The sequence below is a fragment of the Lysobacter tyrosinilyticus genome, assembly GCF_054779815.1.
This window is the reverse complement of the sequence record NZ_BAAGXN010000004.1, coordinates 240566-259885: the sequence shown is the minus strand read 5'-3', so window position 1 is coordinate 259885 and position 19320 is coordinate 240566. Positions and strand designations below refer to the sequence as shown.

Genomic DNA, 19320 nt, shown 5'->3' with positions numbered 1-19320 from the left:
CTATCCGCATGACGCAAAAGGATGCCCCGTGCTGACCGACCTGATTCTGGCTTCGTTGCACCACCTGCTGTTCTTCGCCCTGATCACGATGCTGGTTGCCGAATCGGTGCTGCTGCGCGGCAGCGTGGACGCCTCGATCGTGCAGCGCCTGGCGCGTCTCGACTCGGGCTATGGCATGAGCGCCGGCCTGCTTCTGGTGATCGGCCTGCTGCGCGTGTTCAAGGGCGTAAAGGGCTACGACTTCTACCTGCACAACCCCTGGTTCCACGCCAAGCTGGGCTGTTTCGTCCTGGTAGGGCTGCTCTCGATCCTGCCGACCGTGCGCTTCCTGCGCTGGCGCAAGGCCGCCAAGGACAATCCCGGGTTCGTACCCTCTCGCGCAGAGGTGGCGTCCTTGGCACGCATCGTCAAGTTCGAGCTGGTGCTGGTCGCCGCCATCCTGGTGTTCGCGGCGATGATGGCTCGCTACGGTGGCTTCTGAGCCTGGCTCCGCTATACTGCGCGACCGCGCCGGAATGGCGGAATCGGTAGACGCAGCGGACTCAAAATCCGCCGCCCTTAAAAGCGTGTGGGTTCGAGTCCCACTTCCGGCACCAGACTATGAATGCACTTCGGGCCGCTTACGCGGCCCGATTTGTTTTTGGCGCACGGTGCGCCGGACATAGAGAAGGCCCAGTCTTCGAGGTTTTAACCCCTCTATTGGCTGAGCCTTCCGTGCCGGAGTTGTTACAGCAAGTCTTTCAGGTTTGCCGCTTGTTCTCCGGACGCATGCGAGGATAACGCTGCGACTGTTATTGCAGGATCAAGATGCCTGTTGCATCTCTCCGATCGCGCGAGAATCCCATTCATTGGAGCCGCTCGGCCTGAATTTTTCGGGTGGCGCGATATTTGTCTCGGCGCGGTCTGTCCGAGCAGCGTCACGCATTCATCCTCACGCCGACCAGGGCCACCAGCCGCGCCCGGTCTGCGCATAGCGATCCGCGGCGCGTTCGAACGGATTACGCACGCTGATACCGCCGCACCCCAGGTAAAGCGGGAGAAACAGCAAGCCCAGGGCCATGTACTGGTAGACATGCGCGCGTTCGTGATCGGCTAGCATGATCGGCGCTTCATCGCGATGCCCCGCACGATGCGCGTAAGTGATGCAGGTCGAATCCAGCGTGTCGCCGGTGTGCAGGATCACGTTACCGAGAGTGAGTGCGCCGCCCGGTCCCCAGGGCCAATGATGGAAGACCAGCGCCAGTTCGCGTGGCCGCCAATGAACGTGCGCGCCGAACGCCAACCCCAGGGTTCCCGCAAGCAATCCCAGCACGCTGTTGGGCAACGCCCACACCATGCCCAGCACGATCACGCCGATGCGCATTACCGGAGTCAACTGCCCTCTTCCGGGATCAGCAGCCACAGGATCAGGTAGGCCAGGATTCCGGGGAACGCCGCGGATGCCACCGAAACGATGACATACAGGATGCGCACCAGCGTCGAACTCCAGCCAAAACGCCGTGCGATGCCTCCCATCACGCCGGCCAGGATGCGGTCGTCGCGGGAGCGGGAAAGTGTGCGCGGAGCGTTCATGGCGCCGTCCTCCTGAAGACGCAGCGAGTTTAGTCCTGATAGTTCGCAGGAATCAGTGGCCGCGAACGTCACGGCCACGCATTTCGTGCAACCGGTCGCGCAACCAGTCCGCCGAATCCACGACCGGCCGTCCCGGGCAACGCACATGGTAGGCGAGGCCGCTCATGCTGCTGCGGGTACCGGCGCCTTCGATGAACTGCTCGGCAGTGGCGGCCTTGTTGCGATCACGCAGCCATTCGTACTTGCGGCGCAGGTGGTCCTCCGCCTTGGGTGCCTGATACCAGATTCCGTTGCGCTGGAAGTCGCAGCCGGAACGGCCCAGGGACGTGATCAGGTAATCGATTTCCGCGGCGGCTCGCGGCGGCGGTGCCGCCAACGCCGTCGGCGTAACCAGGGCCAGAAGGAAGGACAACCGAAGCAGGGACATGCGCGCGATTCGTAGGAACTCGTGCCGAGTCTAGTCAATCAACCTGAACCCAGTGGTGGTTCTCGGCCGGATCTCACTGGGGGTTTTGCCGGATGCCTGCGTCGATCGACGCGAGGCATCATCCGACTCGAAGACAGCATGCGGTGAACGACATGCTGGATCACGAATCGCACTGAACTCGCGACTCGATATGACCCCCAAGGACGGGGGTACGTCGCTGTCTGACCGAATGGCGGGCGTCGTACCCCCTTCCTCCTTGGCCGCTCCGCAGCCCGATCAGCGCGCGCGCTGTTCCAGCCAGTCGTGGATCGCGCTGGGGACCTCACGCTGGGCGCGGCTCGACACATAGATGCCGATGTGGCCGCCCTTGAAGGACAGCTCGCTGTAGTCGTCGCTGCCGACAAGGTCCTTCAGCGCCTTCGATGCGGCCGGCGGAACGAGGTGGTCCTGTTCGGCATAGATGTTCAACACCGGCATATCGACGTAGCCGAGGTCCACGGGGCGTCCACCGATTTCGATGCCGCCATTGACGAAGCCATTGCGCTGGTAGAACTGGGTAACGAACTGGCGGAAAGCCTCGCCCGCCTGGTCCGGCGAGTCGAAGATCCACTTCTCCATGCGCAGGAAATCTTCCAGGGCCTGCTTGTTGTCCAAGATGTCGACCATCCCGACATATTTCTGAACGAACAACCGCCACGGCTTGAGCGTGAGGTAGGTCCAATTCATCAAGTCGGCCGGAACGTTGCCGAGCGTGTCGACGAATGCGTCGACATCGAGGCAACGCACCCAGTTCGACAGCATGTTGTCGTCGCTGTGGAAATCCACCGGCGTGACCATGGTGACGAGGTTGCGGACCTTCTTCGGATTGAGCGCGGAATAGCACAGCGAGAACGCACCGCCCTGGCAGATGCCGAGCAGGTTGATCGCGTCGGTCCGATACGCGCGGCGCAGATGATCCACCGCACCACCGAGGAAGCGCTGGATGTAGTCCTCGAGTTCCAGGTAACGGTCCGAGCGGTCCGGATAGCCCCAGTCGAGCACGTAGACGTCCTGGCCACGTTCGAGCAAGCCGCGCACGATGGACTTGTCGCTCTGCAGGTCGACCATGTACGGACGATTCACCAGCGCATAACTGATGAGCAGCGGCTGCTTCGATGTCGGCGTGCGCTCACCCTTGAAGCGATACAGCGCGACCTTGCCATCGCGCCAGACTTCCTCGCGCGCCGTCGCGCCGTAATTGACGTCGTCGACCTCGTGCAGCGTGTCCAGGCCGGCACGCAGCTTGGCCTGGATCTGCGCCGCCTCCTGCGACAGCGAGTCGGGCGTGAAGCTGAACGGGCCATGGAGATCGGTGGGGCTCATGCGCCTGCTCCCTTCTTCTTCGCGGCGGTCTTCTCGCCAACCTTCTTGGCGGGAGCCTTGGCCGCAGCCGGCTTGATCGTCGGCGACTCCGCCGGCGCGCGCTCCTGCAAGGCATCGCGCAGGCGCCGCAGCTCGCGCTCCAGCTGCACGATCTTGCGATGGGCCGAGTCGATCTCGGTGCGGGTGGGAATACCAAGCTGGCCGCAGTACTGCTCGACTTCGCGCTGCAGGCCGGCACGAACCTTCATCTGTGCGTTGATGAAGTCGCCATAGGTCTCGCGGAACCGCGGCGACAACGCGATCTCGGCATAGGCATCCTCCGCGGCATCGATCCACAGGTCGAACAGCGCGCGGGCGGAGCCGAGCTGGCGCCCGGGCTCGCTGCGTTCGGCCAGCTTGTCCTCGAAGCGACGGAAGGCCAGCTGCGTGGCTTCGGTCATCAATGCGTTGTAGGCGTTGGTCTTTTCCTGCAGGTCCAGCTGTGCCTGCGCCAGCGCCTGCCAGCGTTCCTGGTGCTCGCGCGCGAAGCCGAACGCCGGAAGGCCCAGCCAGCTGCGACCGTCGCGCTGCATCGTCTGCAGCATCGGCGCCATCTGTTCCAGCCACTGCTCCACGCCATGCTGTCCCGGGCCGGACATGCCCTTGAACATGTCCGCAAACGCGTTGCTGGCGTTGACGCCCAGCATGCGCTGCCAGGCGGAGACGATATCGGCAGGCTGTGCCGGCTTACCGGCGAACTGCGCCGCCAGTTGCTGCATCTGTCCGAACCATTGCTGCGCCTGCGACTGGAAACGGTTCACCGCATCGTCTACGCCGCTGGCCGGATTCGACTTCGCGGCGCCCTGCGCCAGCTGCGACCACCAGCCCAGCGCATCGTTCCAATTCGGTACTGAGGGCTGGGCCGGCGCGGTGCTGCTCCGCATCGCCTCGCCCCAGGCGCCCCAGTACTGGCGTGCAAGCTGTTCAAAGTCGTTGAATCCGCTGGCCATCGCATTCCTCCGTCAAGGCGACGGATGATACCGCCCCGCTTGTTGCAGGGCGGCGTATTTGCGGGCGGCGCGATTGGATGCCGCGGTTACGGCTTCGGAATACGCAGGGTCTTGCTGATCATCAGCGAACCGGACAGCGCGAACATCAGTACCAGCGGATGGAACTGCCACGGCCCCAGCTTGACCACGCCCAGCCATACGTTGTCGCCAAGCGCGCCCTGCCAGGCGGCCACCGCCAGCACGACTACCAGCAACAGGCTAGTGGGAATCGGCGTGCCTTCGAAGTACTTCACTTTGTCGCCGCCACCGGACAGTTGCTCCGCGGTGACGTTGTAGCGCGCCAGACGGCTCACGCCGCAGCCGACGAAATAGCTGAGCACCGCCCAGTCCCAAGCGCCCTGCAGGCCGCAGGCGTAGGCCAGGGCGGCGGGAGCGACACCGAAGGAAATCACGTCGGCCAGCGAATCCAGCTCGCGCCCCAGCGTCGACGAGGCCTGGCGCCAGCGCGCCACGCGGCCGTCAAGCGCGTCGAAGATGAAAGCTGCGGGGATCAGGGCCATGCCGATCAACAGATCGTTGACCACGCCGTCCTGGAGGAAGCGCATCGCGGCGAAGATGGCCCCAGTGCCGCAGAAGGCATTGGCCAGGGTGAACCAGTCGGCCAGGTGGAAGCCGCGGATCATGGAGAAGTGACGTCGGTTCGGCGAGGGCTGATTCATGGTCGCGATGCTGCCAAGCGAGCGCCTTCGCGGCAAGTCCGACGGTGTCGCAAACCGCGAAACAGTCGCAGAGCTAAACTTCCGAGGTGTTCTCGCCACCCTCCGCTTCGCCCCGCAAGATCGTGCATATCGACATGGATGCGTTCTATGCGTCCGTGGAGCAGCGCGACGATCCGCAATTGCGCGGCAAGCCCGTCGTCGTGGCCTGGCGGGGGGCGCGTTCGGTGGTGTGCGCGGCCAGTTACGAGGCGCGGAAGTTCGGCGTGCGTTCGGCGATGCCGGCCGTGCGGGCCGAACGTCTGTGTCCGCAGGCGGTCTTCGTGCCGCCGGACTTCAACCGCTACAAGGCGGTGTCGCGGCAGGTACGCGAGATCTTCGCGCGGCATACGGATCTGATCGAACCCTTGTCGCTGGATGAGGCCTATCTCGACGTCACCATCACCAAGACCGGGCTACCGACCGCGACCGAGACCGCGGAGGCCATCCGCGCGGCGATCCGCGAAGAGACCGGACTGACCGCATCGGCCGGGGTCGCACCCAATAAATTCCTCGCCAAGATCGCCAGCGACTGGCGCAAGCCCGATGGCATCTTCGTGATCCGGCCGCATCAGGTGCTCGCCTTCTTGGAAGCGCTGCCTGTTGGACGGCTTCCGGGCGTGGGCAAGGTCATGGAAGGCCGGCTGGCGCAGCTTGGCGTCACCACGGTCAGCGACTTGCGTGCACTGCGCGTGGAGGAACTCGAACTGCGTTTCGGCCGTTGGGGCCAGCGTCTGCACGAGCTGTCGCTCGGGATCGACGAGCATCCGGTGCAAAGCGAACGCCCGACGATGCAGATCTCCGCGGAAGACACCTTCGAAAGCGACCTGCTGCTCGAGGAGCTCGAGCCACATATTCGTCGTCTCTCGGAGAAAGCCTGGCGGGGCTACGAACACGAACTCGAATCGCACCAGGGCCGCCTTGCGCGCACGGTGGTGTTGAAGCTCAAGACATCCGATTTCCGCACGCTGACGCGGAGCCTGACACCATCGACGCGGCCTTCGACGTTGGAGCAACTGTCCGAAATCGCCAGCGAGCTGCGCGCACGCGTGGATCTGCCGAGCCAGACGCGTTATCGGCTGGTCGGCGTGGGGCTGTCGGGATTCGTGGATCCGGATAGTGCGGCGGCGCAGGAAGATCTGTTCGGTTGACGACTCCGATTGAACGGATCGTCAGGGCGCGGCAAGCGCACTGACCATGACGTAGTAGCCATCAGGATCGCGCAGCGCAAACTCACTGGTACCCGTATTGGGATTCAGGCCGGGCTCTTCTTCGAGCGTCGGAACAAGAGCGCGGGCCCGACTCAGCGTTTCGTCGAAGTCGTCCACACGGAAGAACAAGAGCAGCCCGTTGCCGGGTTGGGAGTGGTCGGGACTGGCAAGCGTCGGATGATCGTGGGATCCCCACTGATGAAGACAGAGCAGGACGGTCCCGTCCGTATCCAGGATTTGTCCGAAATACTCGTGGGCAGGCCCGGTTTTGGCCTGGCCGAACAGCTGCTGGTACCAGCCGAAGCTTCGAGCGACATCAGCTACGCCAATAATTGTCCACGTACGCTTCACCGGCCTTCTCCTTCTGCCTGACGCCAGCTGGTCCTTCTCCCCGCGTGCGGGGAGAAGGTGCCCGAAGGGCGGATGAGGGGCGAACGAAGCGGCAATGCCGGTTCAGCAGTTAACGCTGACGCCCCCTCACCCTGCGTTGCTTCGCAACGCTGTCCCTCGCTATGCCCCCTGCCCTTGCGCATAGCGCAAGGGCGTTCAGTCGGGCGTGCGCCAGTGGCGCACAAGCACCCGCCTTCACCCCGCAAGCGGGGCGAGGGGCGAAAACAACCAGATCACCAGATCACAACCTGCTTGTCGCCACGACGCACCATCGGATCGCTGTCCTTGCACTGGAACGCCGTCGCAAACTCCGGCATGTTCGCGGGCGGCGCGATCGCGCGGAAATTCGCCGGGGCGTGCGGGTTCGTGGCGACCAGCACCTTGAGCGATTCCGGCGTCATCGAGCTGCGCCAGCTCAATGCATAGCTTGCGAAGAAGCGCTGGTCGCGGTTCATACCTTCGATCATCGGATCGGGCGTATTGCCCGCCGCCTTCTTCATCGCGTCGTAGGCAACCTCGATGCCGCCGAGGTCGGCGATGTTCTCGCCCAACGTGAGGCGGCCGTTGACCTTCATGCCCGGCAACGCTTCGAATTCGTTGAACTGCTGCACCAGCTTCTCGCTGCGATCGGCGAAGCCCTTGGCATCGGACGGCGTCCACCAGTTCTCGAAGTTGCCGCTGGGCCCGAAGCGGCTGCCCTGATCGTCATAGCCGTGCATCAGCTCGTGGCCGATGGTCGCGCCGGTATTGCCGTAGTTGAGCGCGTCGTCTGACCTGGGATCGAACAGAGGCGGCTGCAGGATCGCCGCAGGGAACACGACTTCATTGAGCTGCGGGTTGTAGTAGGCATTGACCGTCTGCGGGCTCATGCCCCACTCGGTGCGGTCGACTGGCTTGCCGATCTTGCCCAGGCCCCACTTGTAGTTGAATTCGTTCGCGGCCAGCACATTGCCGATATAGCTGTCGCGATTCGTCTGCAGGCCGGCCCAGTCGCGCCACTTGTCCGGATAACCGATCTTGGGCGTGAACGTCGCCCACTTCGCCAACGCCTTCTGGCGCGTGGCGTCGCCCATCCACTCCAGGTGTTCCAGACGCGCCTTCAGCACGTCGCGCATGTTCTCGACCATCGCCAGCACCTTGGCCTTGGAATCAGCCGGGAACGCGGCCTTGACGTACAACTGGCCCATCGCCTCGCCGGCCTGGCCGTTGACGGTGCCCAACACGCGCTTCCAGCGGTCCTTGATCTCCTTCTGGCCGTTCAACGCCTTGCTGTGGAATTCGAAGTGCTGCTGCACGAATTCATCGCTCAGATACGGCGCTGCGCTGTCCAGCGTGTGGAAGCGCAGATAGCTCTTCCAGGTCGCGACCGGAACGCCGGCTAGCATACGATCGAATTCCTGTTGGAACTCCGGCATCGCCAGCGAGAACATCTTCGGCGCATCCAGTCCCTGCGCGGCGAAGAACTTGCTCCACGGGAAATGCGGAGTCAGCTTGTCGGCTTCGGCGATGGACACGGGGTGGTAGTAGAGCGCCGTATCGCGCGAAAGCTCTTCGCTCGACTTCGACACCTTCGCCAGGCGGGTCTCGAACGCCATCACATCCTTGGCCTGCGCGGCGGCATCGGCCGCAGGCACGCCGGACATTTCCAGCAACTTGGCGACATGCGCCTGGTACGCCTCGCGCGCGTCCTTCTTGTCGGCGTCGAAGTAGTAGTTGCGGTCCGGCAGGCCCAGTCCATCCTGGGTCGCATAAGCGATGTTGGTATTCGAATCCTTGAAGTCCGGCGACGGACCAAAGCCGAACACGAAGCCCTCTCCCTTGGCATAGGACTCGCGCAGGAAATCGGCGACGGCCCCGCCATCGGCCAGCGAGTTGATCGCGTCCAGGCGGCCTTGCAGCGGTTTGATGCCCTGCGCATTGAGTTTGTCGGTATCCATGCCGGTCGCCCAGAGGTCGCCGACGATCTTCTCGACGCCGCCCGCCTTGTCCGCGGCCGCATGCTCGGCAAGCTGGTGCTGCACGGCGAGCGAACGCTCGCTCATCATTTCGTAGAGGCCCCAGTCGGTGCGGTCTGCAGGGATGGGATTGGCGGCCTTCCACTTGCCGTTGACGTAGGCATCGAGGTCGGCGCAAGCGCCCTTAGCCGGATCCAGGTCGCTCGCCTTGAAGCCGGCGACTTGCGGCAGCTTGCTTTCGTCAAGCTTGAACGTGGCGGCGGAGGCGGTGGAAGCCTGGGCTTCCGGCGTTGCGTGGTCGCCCGCGCAACCGGCAAGCATGAATACGCCAAGGACGCAGGCTGCGGCCAGCGGATTCTTCGAAGGAACGGCCATGGATATCTCCGTGAATAGGGATGGCCGCAGGGCATGGATGCCCTGTCGCAGGCCATGCGGTATTCCCGAACGTAGCAGTTGCTCACGGCCGGTGGCATGTGACATTCGGACTAGAACAACACCGCCGGCCCTTGCAGGCAGCAAATGGCAATCTGTCGGCCCGATTGACGGTCTCTTTTTTGTAGAGCGGAGCTTGCTCCGCTGCCGTGCTCTTGTAGATTCGGGACCGCCCGATCGCGCTTGCCCAACCGCTAACGCGCCGGGCGCGGGCCCGGCGCTACTGCAACCCTCAAAAAGCAGCGGAGCGAGCTCCGCTCTACAAGGCAGAACTCGCGGTTTATCTGTCCGGGCCGCTGACGCGGTCGATGGGCTTCCGCGTTATCGCGGTCCGGTTTGGCTGACGTCGAGGAAGATGTCGCGCGCCGCCACACCGAGATCAGGCTGGTCGATGAAGAACCCCTGCACGCCCAACCCGTAGAGCTGCACCGCCTCGGCCACCACGGACTGGTTGATGCCGTTGGGCCCCTGCGTCAGATATTGCTCTTCCGCGCGCAAGGTGTATGGGTGCACCACCAGTCCCGCCTTGAGCGCGTAGGACAGGAACGGATGCACCAGCCCATGGTTGCGCGTGGCGAGCTGCGCGTTGCCATCGCCGTCGGCATCGACCTTCGGCGTCAATGCGGCGCGCGGCAGGATGTTGACCTTCCAAGGTCCGATGCCGCTGGCGTAGTTGGCCTTCATCCATTGCAGTGCCGATTCGCCCGCCAGCGCCTGGTACTTCGTGCCGGCATCGATGCCGCCGACGACGCCGACCAGCCCGCCATAGGTCGCATTGAGATCGGCACCGTGCGTAGCGTTCCAGCGGAAGTCGTACGGGCCGGCGGAGTAGATGTCGTCGAACAGCTGCACCAGCGGAAAGTCGACACCCGCCGAAGGCATGATCGACTTCTTCAACTCGATCAGGTTGGCGACTTCGAAGCTCTGGATGTAGACGCGCTGCGGGTCGGTGAAGCCCTCGGCGACCAGCGTCTCCACCAGCTTGCGACCCAGCGAGATCCCGATCGGGCTGCCATCGAGGTGCCGGCCCTCGCTGGCGAACCAGGTCGGATGCTTGGTTTCCGGATACACGCCGATCACATGGCCATCGCGGCTCTCGGCCTTGGCCAGGCGCACGACTTCGGCGAAGGTCGGAATCTGGAACATCCCGTCGTAGCGCGTGTTCTCCGGACGCACGTCCGGAATGCGCTCCTTCGCACGCAGGCTCTTCAGCTCGGCGAGAGTGAAGTCCTCCGTGAACCAGCCGGTCAGCGTCTTGCCATCGATCACCTTGGTGGTGCGGCGGTTGGCGAATTCCGGATGATTGGCGACGTCGGTAGTGCCGGAGATTTCGTTTTCGTGTCGGGCGACGAGGACACCGTCCCGGGTCGCCACCAGATCCGGCTCGATGAAGTCGGCGCCTTGGCGGATCGCGAGGCGATAGGACTCGAGTGTGTGCTCGGGGCGATACCCGCTCGCACCGCGATGACCGATAACGATCAAGCCCTGGTGATTGGCGCGTTGTACGGGCGTCACGGCATTGGCGTCCTTGGCATTTGCCGTCGATGCGAGCGCCAGGAGGGCGCAGGTAACGGCAACAAGCAGCTTGCTGTGCATCATGAACCTCTTTGGAAAGTCGGGGAAAGCCGACTCCCCTCTGTCGGCCGATGCATGCTGGCCGTCGCAGGTTTCGAAAGCTTGACTGCTGCAAGTCAGACGGCCGAGTGAGAGGCCGGCAAGCGGCTTCAGGTCGCTCCGTGCACGCGGGTGGCGCGATCAGCGCGGCGCGGCATAGCCGCCCTGGATGCCATGCGGCGACAACACCAGTTGCCACAGCTGGATGCGACGCGCGCGGAAACTGGCCATGGAGCCCGCCAGATAAAAGCGCCACATGCGGCGGAAGCGCTCGTCGTAGGTCGGCAACCGCTGCCATGCGGCCTCGATATTGGCCCGCCAGGCCTGCAGCGTGCGATCGTAGTCGGGTCCGAAACCATGCCAGTCCTCAATCACAAACAGCTCTTCGACGGCCTTCGCGATCTGCGCGGCCGAGGGCAGCATCGAATTCGGGAAGATGTAGCGCGCGATCCACGGATCGGTGTAGTGCTGCGAGACGTTGTTGCCGATGCTGTGCAAGAGGAACAGGCCGTCGTCCGACAGACAGGCGCGGGCGACTTCGAAATAGCGGCGGTAGTTCTTGGCGCCGACGTGCTCGAACATGCCGATGGAGAAAACGCGGTCGAACTTTTCGCTCCCCCCTGCCAACACGCGATAGTCCTGCACGCGGATCTCGATGGGCAGCCCCGCGCACAGCTGCCGCGCGAATTCGGCCTGCTCGCCGGAAACGGTCACACCGACGCCGCTGACGCCGTAACGCTCGGCCGCGAACTTCAACGCCTCGCCCCAACCGCAGCCGATATCCAGCACGCGCATGCCCGGCTGCAGCCCGAGCTTGCGACAGATCAGATCGAGCTTGGCTTCCTGCGCGTCGTCCAGAGTTCGCGCCTCGTGCCAGTAACCGCAGCTGTAAACCAGGCGCCGACCGAGCATCGCCGAATAGAGGTCGTTGCCCAGGTCGTAGTGGCGCTTCCCCACCACGAAGCTGCGGCTGCGCGTCTGCAGGTTGAACAGATGCGCACGCAACCCATCGAGCAAGGCCGGCAGTCCGCGCACGCGCTCGTCGAGGTGCGCATCAAGCAGCCGATACAGCAGGCCGTCGAGCGAGCGCGCATCCCACCAGCCGTCCATGTACGACTCGCCCAATCCCAGCGAACCCTGCACCACCAGGCGCGTCGGAAGCCGCGGGTCGTGCACCTGCAGGTCCCAGTCGCGCTCGCCATCCATGCGCACATCCGCCTGCGCAAGAAGCTGCTCCAACCGATGACGGAAGGGATGGATCCGCATCGCGGTCGAAGAGGACGGCGTCACGGACATAGCGGTTCAGCTCGCGCTGCGATGACGCACGGAACTAGCCTCCTTCGAACAGGCTCCGGTAGGCCGGCGCGATGTACGGAAGCAGGGCCACGGCCGAGACTTCCACGGTCTGCGTGCCATCGGAATACGGCCCCACCTGGTAGGGCGGGAACACGAAGCGCAGCGCGCGGATACGTCCATCGCTACCGATCAGCGGTTCGAACTGGCTGAAGTGCTCCGGATCGGGCTCGGTACCGTCCTCGATCATCTTGTTGGCGCTCTTGAGCACTTCCACGCGCTCGGCCGGAGGCAGCTCATCGGCATCCACGCGCTGCGACAGCGCGGTATGCAGTTGCTCGCGCACCAGGCTGGAAATCGCTTCCCAGCCCTTCGCATCCATGACGAGGTCCCTGGCCTGCAGCTGCCGGTTTTGCTGCGGCAACCATACCCAGCGCGCGATCAGCGGTGCGCCATGCGCGCCACCGGTATAGCTGCTGCCGTCCACGCCGACCGCAACCAGGGTCGGCGACACGTGCAATTCGGTGAAGGGCAGGACCAGTTCGTACGGCGCCGCGCCCTCGCCTTTCGCGCGTCCCTTGGCGGCGTCGAGTAGATCCGCGCGCGCGGCTTCGGCATAACGCTTCAATTCCGCGGCCAGTGACGGATAGCGATTGGCCACCTGCGGGTAACTGATACCGACCACGTATGCCGGCGTGTTTTCGGTGACATCCGCCAGCTCGAGACCCGGCGCGGCCGCGGGCACCGCTGGCGGTGGTGCCGTCGCGGTGGTCGCCGTCTGGGCGGTTTGCTCGCGCTTGCAGGCCGCAAGCGCGGCCAGCAATGCCAGCGCTATCGGAGCCAGACTCAACAGGTTGCGCGGTGCATTCGTGCGCATGGAACAAGTCCTTGTGATTCCGGGGACAGTATCGCCCGGATCGTGATCTGCGTATTCACATTCACGCGGAATGCCGGTCGAACCGGCAGCGCGATCGGTCACACGGACGCGAGGGTCACCACTCGGTGCGTTGCGGAAGCAGCCCGCGCAGTTCGGCGTCGGTGAGATTGCGCCATTGACCTGGCTTGAGATGGCCGAGCTTCACATTGCCGATGCGCACACGCAGCAGCTGCTTCACACGGAAGCCAAAATGCGCCGCCATCAGGCGGATCTGCCGGTTCAAGCCCTGCACCAGAGTGACGCGGAAGCCGAATTTGCCCAGGCGTCCGGTCTTGCAGGGCAATGTGGTCTGTCCGTGCACAGGCACGCCACGGCTCATGCCACGCAGGAACTCGTCGGTGACCGCGTGATTGACGGCGACCAGGTATTCCTTCTCGAGCTTGTTCTCGGCGCGCAGGATCTCGTTGACGATGTCGCCATTGCTGGTGAGCAGGATCAGCCCTTCCGAATCCTTGTCGAGGCGACCAATCGGGAAGATGCGCTTCTCATGGCCGACGAAGTCGACGATGTTGCCCTTGACGTCCGACTCGGTGGTGCAGGTGACCCCGACCGGCTTGTTCAGCGCGATGTAGACGTGGCGCTTCTGGCCCTTGGCCACCGTGCGGACCTGAAGCTTCTGGCCGTCGACCAGGACTTCCTCGCCCTCGCCTACTTCCGCGCCGACGCGCGCACGCACCCCTCCGACGGTGACGCGGCCTTCGGCGATGAGTCGGTCGGCTTCGCGACGCGAACAGAAGCCGCTGTCGCTGATGTGTTTGTTGAGGCGCATGGAGCAAAGGGGCGGAAACGGCGGGGAATGATACGCCGTCAGCCCTGCCCCGGCCTCTGGGCCTGTCGGACCGGCCTAGGCCAGCAGATCGGCGTACTGCCGGTGCCGCTGCACCCAGACGGCTGCATAGGAGCAGGCGGGCCGGACCTTGGCACCGGCATTACGGGCGAACTCGAAGGCCGCCCGCACCAGCTCCGAGGCAATACCGCGCCCCTCGATGGGACGCGGTACACCCGTGTGGTTGATGACCAGGATGCTGCCGTCGTAGTGGTAGGTCACCTCGGCTTCGACACCCTCGACCGTGGTCGTGAAACGGTGGGCGACCGGGTTATGGTGGATGTCGTACTGCTGCATGGTGTTCAGGCGGGCCGTTCGGGCGCGGACGAGAGAGTGCGAAGACATTTTAGTCCTTCGCATCGGTACCGCCCTGCTCGTCGCGATCCTGGTCGCTGATGCTGCCCTGGACGCCCTCAAGACGGCTCTCCGTTTCGTGCGGTGCCTGTGCGTGTGCCTGCTGCGTCTCCGCCTGCTCCCCGGAATCCGGCGCCTGCGCCTGATGCGCGTGTGCGGCGTGGCCTCGGTCGGGGTCGAATTGCCGCCAAGGCGGCTGCTCGCGGTCATGCGCATGCTTGGCTTCCAGCAACTCGCGTGTGTTCGCCAAGGCCTGTTCCTGGGTAATACGCTGCGGTTCGAGCTTGGGAGAAGCGGTATCGCCAGCGTCCGTGGTTACAAGCGGAGTGCGGGCGCGCTTGGAGGCGGTGCTTGCGGAAGACGTGGTCGCCGTGGCCTTGCCCGCCGTGCGAACACGCGCGCCCTGGTTGGCGGCGGTGCTGCGACCGGCGGGCGCCTGGGTGGTCGTGGGCCGTGCCAGCTCGAGGGTTTCGACTGCCGGGGCGGACTGCCTGGCTGCCTTCGTCGCCGGTGCCTTCTTGGGTACGGGCTTGCGTGCGGGGGCCTTGGTTGCCGGTTTCACGCTTCCCCCGACAGCCTTCGTGGCCTTGCGCACCGACTTCTTGGTCGCTGTCCGCTTTGCTTGCTTCACAGCCTTGCCGGCGGCCTTCTTCACGGCCTTCTTCACGGCCTTCTTCACGGCCTTCTTGACGACTGCGGCCCTCCTGGGGGTCTTCTTGACCGCCTTTTTGACGACCGCGGACTTGCTGGCGGCCTTCTTCACCGCCTTCTTCCCGACTTTCTTCGCGGGTTGCTTACGGGAGCCGGTCTTGGACACCGCGTTTCGGGGAGCGGCCTTCTTGGCGGCCTTGCGGACGGTCCGGGTGGTCTTGCGGGTTGCCATGCTGCCTCCGTGTGCTTGTGCAGCGCCAATTCGCCGCGCTCTGCGCGCTGGACGGATAACACGCGCGGCATTCACATCGGGTGAGCGAAAGTGGTGACCGTAGAGATCATCCGGTTGCGTTGACCTGCATACAGGTGACGAGGGAAGTCACCCCGATTGAACCGAAGGCTCCGCCCTTCGCTGGCACGGAAGCTGCTTCTATTCCGTACCACGAAGGAGAACGATCATGGCCCAGGCCCAATTCGGCACCTACGAGCAGTTCAGCGACGAAGCCCTGATGCATCGCTACTTCGAGCTGTCCGACCATCCTGAAGAACACGCCGAAGAACTGGCGGCCATCGATGCGACGATTCAGGCGCGGCTCTTCGCGACCTACGGCGCCTCCCCGCCCGGCTCCTCGCCGCGAGTGCGATACGCCGCCTGAGCAGGCGCGATACCAGCGGCCGAGCCGCCGTTACATGAGCCGCGGACTCGCCAACCGTTGCAGGAATGCCTGCAGCACGCTCGGCTCCATCAGCAGCATGAACATCACGCCATAAGCCGCGCCGGACAGGTGTGCGCTGTGATTCACGTTGCCACCGCCCTGGCGGTCCTTCCAGAACGAATACGCCACATAGCCAATGCCGTACACGAAACCCGGCACCGGCAGCGGCGCCATGATCCACATCCACGGATCGAGCATGATCGAGGCGAACAACACCGCCGACACGCCGCCGGACGCACCGAGGCTGCTGTAGCGCGCATCGTGGCGGTGCTGCATGTAGGTCGGCAGGATCGCAACCACTATCGCCGACAGATAGAACAGGACGAAGCCGATCGGCCCGATGTACCCCAGCATTTCGCGCTCGACCACGCGACCGAAGAAATACAGCGTGATCATGTTGAAAATCAGGTGCGACCAGTCGGCATGGATGAAGCCATGCGTCAGCAGTCGATCGAACTGCTTGTTACGGTCGATCGCGGGCGGCCACAGGATCAGACGCTGCAGCACGCGCGGGTTCTCGAACGCGAGCCAGGACACCGCCACGGTCACGGCAATCAGGATGAAGGTCAGCATGGAACGTCCTATTTCTGGCGCCGTCAGGCGGCGCGGTAGTTGTCTTGCATCTGGTAACCACGCGCATACAACGCGAACGCGAGGGCTGCCGCGAAAGCAAACGCGGCGAAAAAGAACATCAGGAATGCGTTCTCGCTCAAGCCGGTCGATGCGATGTGCGAGGTCACCGTTTCATTGCGCACGGCCGCGTTCGTAAGCAACACCCACAAACTGCCGAAGGTGCTGGTCAGATACCAGAACGCCATGATCACGCCCTTCATCGACTGGGTCGCCTGGCTGTAGGCGAACTCCAGCGCAGTGGCCGAGACCAGCACTTCACCGAAGGTCAACAGAAGGTACGGCAACGTCTGCCAGGCCAGGGACGTCGAATGGCCGGCATCGATATGCAGCTGGATCAATCCGGCGCCCACCCAGGCGATGCCTGAGAACACGATGCCCCAGCCCATGCGGCGCAGCGCGGTCGGCTCCCATCCGATACGGCGCAGCGTCGGATACAGCACGAAATTGTTGAACGGGATGATCAGCATCACGAGTGCGGGATTGAGCGCCTGCATCTGCCCGGCTTCCTTGACCAGGAAACTCGGCCACCACCACAGATCGTGCGGGACGGCCATGGACTTGCCCTGCAGCACCCAGGTCGAGGCCTTCTGATCGAACAGCGACCAGAACGGCGTGGTCAGTGCAAACACGATGATGATGCGAAGGACGGCGCGCACGCTGTCCACGGTACCGTCCGGATGATGGCCACGTGCACGCTCCAGCTGCATCGAGACCCCGATGCCGCCGAATGCGATCAGCACGCCGAGGGCCAGACACGCGGTAATGACGAAGCCGAAATCCTTCGGCCAGAACGGAAGCTCCACTCCGAACAGCAGGGGCATCGAGATCAGCAGCAGCACGGCAGCGACGACCGCACCGAACGTGACGACCGCGAGTCCCGGCCGCGCCTGTCCCTCGGCCTGCGTGACCAACGCAGTCCTCGCCACGTTGAAGAACGAATGCGGATCCTGGCCGTGCGTCGGTGGCACGCGGATGTACTGTCTGCGTCCCAGCCAGAAGATCACCGTGGCGATGAACATCAGGACCCCAGGAATGCCGAACGCCACGGCCGGGCCATAGCTACGCAAGAACAACGGCATCAGCAGCGAAGCGAAGAACGAGCCGAAATTGATCGTCCAGTAAAAGGCATCGAAGACGAGCTTCGCCAGGTGCTTGTTGTCGCGCGTGAACTGGTCGCCCACGAACGACACCACGAGTGGCTTGATGCCACCCGAACCGAACGCGATCAAAAACAGGCCGGTGTAGAAGCCCGTGCGATTGTCCTCGAACAACGCCAGGCAGGCATGACCGGCGCAGTAGATCAGCGAGAACCACAGCACAGTGTTGTACTTGCCGAAGAAACGGTCCGAAAGCCAGCCACCGAGCAGCGGAAAGAAATACACGCCGATCACGAAGCTGTGGAATACATCCTTGGCTGCGCCTTCCCTCTCCGACTCGGGCAGATACGCCAGCAGGATGCTGCCGACCATGAACTGCACCAGGATGTTGCGCATCCCGTAGAAGCTGAACCGCTCGCACGCCTCATTGCCGATGATGTAAGGCACCTGCCGGGGTAGGCGGGCGGACGCGGCTGGAACGGCGACTTCACTCATGCGGGGCATCTGGTCTACGGATGCAGGAAGCCTACCCGATCGAAGCGGCCGGCTCGTTCAGCCGGCCGTTTACGGCCCGCAAAGGCAAACTACTTCGCCACTTCCGTCTCTGCCGGAGTGGCCTCCACGGGGGTTCCTTCCACTTCCAGCTTGTACTGGAAGTTCTGCAGCATCTGCTTGCCACCGTCGTGATGGGCGGCCGTGATCGCAAGCACGTGCGGGCCGGCGGGCAGCGGCGACAACATCAACCAGTAACCGTCTGTAGCGCCGGCCGGTCGATCACCGGAGGCCGCGAAGCAGGTGCCGCTGGCAACGCGCATCGCCTGAAAGTCTCCGATCGGACGCCCGTCCAGGATCACCAGTCCGGTGAGGACGTGATCCGCGAAGCGTCTGGCCTCGCTGATCTTCTGCGCGCAGTCGCCCTCGGTCGCGAACCAGTTGATCAACGGGACGAACAGATGCTTGTTCGCCGGAATGCGGCAGCTGCGCGCGGCTTCGAAATTGCCGTCGGTACCCGCCAGGAACCACACCGCGCCGTCCTTTTCCTGGAATTGCGCGCACTGGCGCCCATCCAGGTCACGGGTCGGAAGCTCATTGGTGCTCGGGAAGCGGCCGACCCACTGCCACCAGTGTTGGGCCCACTTGGACTGCGGGATCCCCGCAACGGCCGCGGCGGCCGGCACCCAATTCTTTTCAAGCGATGGAGCCTCCGGCGGGGGCGCCGGCTGTTGCGGGGGCTCGATCCAGCCCATTTCCTCGCCGATGTCCCGGATCTGCCCACAACCCGTCGTTGCCAGACTGACGAGCACGCCGGCCGCAAGCGCGAGTCGGCGACCGTTGTCTCGCATCCGCTTGGACATCAGGCCCATTCGGTAAGCCCCTCGTTTTCGTACAAGGCACGGAACGACGGCCGCGCCTTCATTCGCTGCGCCAGCGCCGCCAGATGCGGCCACGTCGTCGCCGGCTGCGGCATGTTGCGCGACCAGCGCATCAGCATGGTGAGGTAGAAGTCGGCCGCGCTGACGTGGTCGCCCAACAGATACGGACCATGTGCGCCCAGATGCGCGTCGAGACGGTCCCATGCGGCCTCGATGCGCGGACGCACGCTCTCGCGGACGAGTTCTTCATTGGCATTACCCGCAGGCTCGTTCGGGTACCACCAGATGCGGAACAGCGGCTGCACCGCATTGGCCAAATGGAACATCCATTGCAGGTACTGGGGACGCAACGGGTTATCGATGCCCGGCGAGAGCCCGGCTTCCGGATGCCGTTCGGCGAGCAGCATCGTCAGCGCGCTGCATTCGAAGCGCGGCACCCCGCCGTCAACCAGGGTCGGCACCACGCCGTTGGGATTGAGGGCCAGATACTCGGGCGACTTCTGCTGTCCGGATTTGGTGTCCACCAGACGCAACTCGTGCGGCACGCCAAGTTCGATCAGGAGCCAATGGACGACCATGCTGGCTGCGCCGGGGGCGTAATAGAGCGAGTACATGCTGCGACTCTCTGTGGACTTGCTGCGGATCATCGCACGCAAGCCGCCCGGACGCTGCTGACACCACGCCAACAGTAGCGTGCGCAAAGTCACCGATCGCGCAATGCGCGTGCGGACGA

21 protein-coding genes and 1 tRNA gene are annotated in these 19320 nt (G+C 64.1%); 4 read left to right on the top strand and 18 right to left on the bottom strand.

What is annotated here, in order from left to right:
- Positions 1–28 precede the first annotated feature (28 nt).
- Both ACYVGK_RS11925 and ACYVGK_RS11920 read left to right on the top strand, forming a co-directional pair.
- Positions 29–481: a DUF2214 family protein gene (locus ACYVGK_RS11925; RefSeq protein ID WP_460733929.1), complete on the top strand. Its 453-nt coding sequence runs from the start codon at positions 29–31 to the stop codon at positions 479–481.
- Between the two features lie 28 nt (positions 482–509).
- A tRNA-Leu gene (locus tag ACYVGK_RS11920) sits at positions 510–596 on the top strand.
- Between the two features lie 335 nt (positions 597–931).
- On the opposite strand, the gene ACYVGK_RS11915 is transcribed toward ACYVGK_RS11920, so the two are convergent.
- The 6 genes from ACYVGK_RS11915 to ACYVGK_RS11890 form a co-directional block, all read right to left on the bottom strand.
- Complete coding sequence (locus ACYVGK_RS11915) at positions 932–1363, bottom strand: hypothetical protein (protein ID WP_460733927.1); 432 nt, start codon at positions 1361–1363, stop codon at positions 932–934.
- A gap of 8 nt (positions 1364–1371) precedes the next feature.
- Positions 1372–1572 (bottom strand): PspC domain-containing protein, encoded by a 201-nt coding sequence (locus ACYVGK_RS11910; protein ID WP_460733925.1) that lies wholly within the window; start codon positions 1570–1572, stop codon positions 1372–1374.
- A 52-nt stretch (positions 1573–1624) separates the two neighbouring features.
- Positions 1625–1999 (bottom strand): DUF5329 family protein, encoded by a 375-nt coding sequence (locus tag ACYVGK_RS11905; protein ID WP_460733923.1) that lies wholly within the window; start codon positions 1997–1999, stop codon positions 1625–1627.
- Between the two features lie 276 nt (positions 2000–2275).
- Positions 2276–3361, bottom strand: coding sequence for a class III poly(R)-hydroxyalkanoic acid synthase subunit PhaC (locus ACYVGK_RS11900; protein WP_460733921.1), 1086 nt, complete (start codon positions 3359–3361; stop codon positions 2276–2278).
- Positions 3358–4350: a class III poly(R)-hydroxyalkanoic acid synthase subunit PhaE gene (phaE, locus tag ACYVGK_RS11895; RefSeq protein ID WP_460733919.1), complete on the bottom strand. Its 993-nt coding sequence runs from the start codon at positions 4348–4350 to the stop codon at positions 3358–3360. The genes ACYVGK_RS11900 and phaE overlap by 4 nt, the downstream gene beginning before the upstream one ends.
- Positions 4351–4436: 86 nt before the next feature.
- Positions 4437–5069 (bottom strand): CDP-alcohol phosphatidyltransferase family protein, encoded by a 633-nt coding sequence (locus ACYVGK_RS11890; RefSeq protein WP_460733917.1) that lies wholly within the window; start codon positions 5067–5069, stop codon positions 4437–4439.
- 86 nt (positions 5070–5155) lie between these two features.
- Between ACYVGK_RS11890 and dinB the strand changes: the two genes are divergently transcribed.
- On the top strand, positions 5156–6256 hold the full coding sequence (dinB, locus tag ACYVGK_RS11885) for a DNA polymerase IV (RefSeq protein ID WP_460733915.1): 1101 nt from the start codon (positions 5156–5158) through the stop codon (positions 6254–6256).
- 21 nt (positions 6257–6277) lie between these two features.
- On the opposite strand, the gene ACYVGK_RS11880 is transcribed toward dinB, so the two are convergent.
- The 8 genes from ACYVGK_RS11880 to ACYVGK_RS11845 all read right to left on the bottom strand — a co-directional run bounded on the left by ACYVGK_RS11880 (position 6278) and on the right by ACYVGK_RS11845 (position 15000).
- Positions 6278–6667 (bottom strand): VOC family protein, encoded by a 390-nt coding sequence (locus ACYVGK_RS11880; protein ID WP_460733913.1) that lies wholly within the window; start codon positions 6665–6667, stop codon positions 6278–6280.
- Positions 6668–6939: 272 nt separating this feature from the next.
- Positions 6940–9036 carry a M13 family metallopeptidase gene (locus tag ACYVGK_RS11875; protein ID WP_460733911.1) on the bottom strand — a complete coding sequence of 699 codons (2097 nt, stop codon included), beginning with the start codon at positions 9034–9036 and terminating at the stop codon, positions 6940–6942.
- Between the two features lie 378 nt (positions 9037–9414).
- Positions 9415–10689, bottom strand: a complete 1275-nt coding sequence (locus tag ACYVGK_RS11870) for a glycerophosphodiester phosphodiesterase family protein (protein WP_460733909.1) — start codon at positions 10687–10689, stop codon at positions 9415–9417.
- 159 nt (positions 10690–10848) lie between these two features.
- On the bottom strand, positions 10849–11973 hold the full coding sequence (cfa, locus tag ACYVGK_RS11865) for a cyclopropane fatty acyl phospholipid synthase (protein ID WP_460734429.1): 1125 nt from the start codon (positions 11971–11973) through the stop codon (positions 10849–10851).
- A gap of 64 nt (positions 11974–12037) precedes the next feature.
- Positions 12038–12877 (bottom strand): DUF3298 and DUF4163 domain-containing protein, encoded by an 840-nt coding sequence (locus ACYVGK_RS11860; RefSeq protein ID WP_460733907.1) that lies wholly within the window; start codon positions 12875–12877, stop codon positions 12038–12040.
- 115 nt (positions 12878–12992) lie between these two features.
- Entirely contained in the window at positions 12993–13706 is a 714-nt protein-coding gene (locus ACYVGK_RS11855) for a pseudouridine synthase (RefSeq protein ID WP_460733905.1), read from the bottom strand.
- A gap of 75 nt (positions 13707–13781) precedes the next feature.
- Positions 13782–14108: a GNAT family N-acetyltransferase gene (locus tag ACYVGK_RS11850; protein ID WP_460733903.1), complete on the bottom strand. Its 327-nt coding sequence runs from the start codon at positions 14106–14108 to the stop codon at positions 13782–13784.
- 1 nt (position 14109) lies between these two features.
- Complete coding sequence (locus tag ACYVGK_RS11845) at positions 14110–15000, bottom strand: hypothetical protein (protein ID WP_460733901.1); 891 nt, start codon at positions 14998–15000, stop codon at positions 14110–14112.
- A gap of 226 nt (positions 15001–15226) precedes the next feature.
- On the opposite strand from ACYVGK_RS11845, the gene ACYVGK_RS11840 reads away from it, so the two are divergent.
- Complete coding sequence (locus tag ACYVGK_RS11840) at positions 15227–15424, top strand: hypothetical protein (protein ID WP_460733899.1); 198 nt, start codon at positions 15227–15229, stop codon at positions 15422–15424.
- Between the two features lie 30 nt (positions 15425–15454).
- Here ACYVGK_RS11840 and ACYVGK_RS11835 read toward each other — a convergent pair whose 3' ends face one another.
- From ACYVGK_RS11835 to ACYVGK_RS11820, 4 genes are all read right to left on the bottom strand, one after another.
- On the bottom strand, positions 15455–16057 hold the full coding sequence (locus ACYVGK_RS11835) for a rhomboid family intramembrane serine protease (protein ID WP_460733897.1): 603 nt from the start codon (positions 16055–16057) through the stop codon (positions 15455–15457).
- A 23-nt stretch (positions 16058–16080) separates the two neighbouring features.
- On the bottom strand, positions 16081–17709 hold the full coding sequence (locus tag ACYVGK_RS11830; protein WP_460733895.1) for a POT-type proton-dependent oligopeptide transporter: 1629 nt from the start codon (positions 17707–17709) through the stop codon (positions 16081–16083).
- Positions 17710–17798: 89 nt separating this feature from the next.
- Complete coding sequence (locus ACYVGK_RS11825; RefSeq protein ID WP_460733893.1) at positions 17799–18569, bottom strand: hypothetical protein; 771 nt, start codon at positions 18567–18569, stop codon at positions 17799–17801.
- Complete coding sequence (locus tag ACYVGK_RS11820) at positions 18569–19201, bottom strand: glutathione S-transferase family protein (protein WP_460734427.1); 633 nt, start codon at positions 19199–19201, stop codon at positions 18569–18571. Before ACYVGK_RS11820 ends, ACYVGK_RS11825 begins: the two co-directional genes overlap by 1 nt.
- Positions 19202–19320 lie beyond the last annotated feature (119 nt).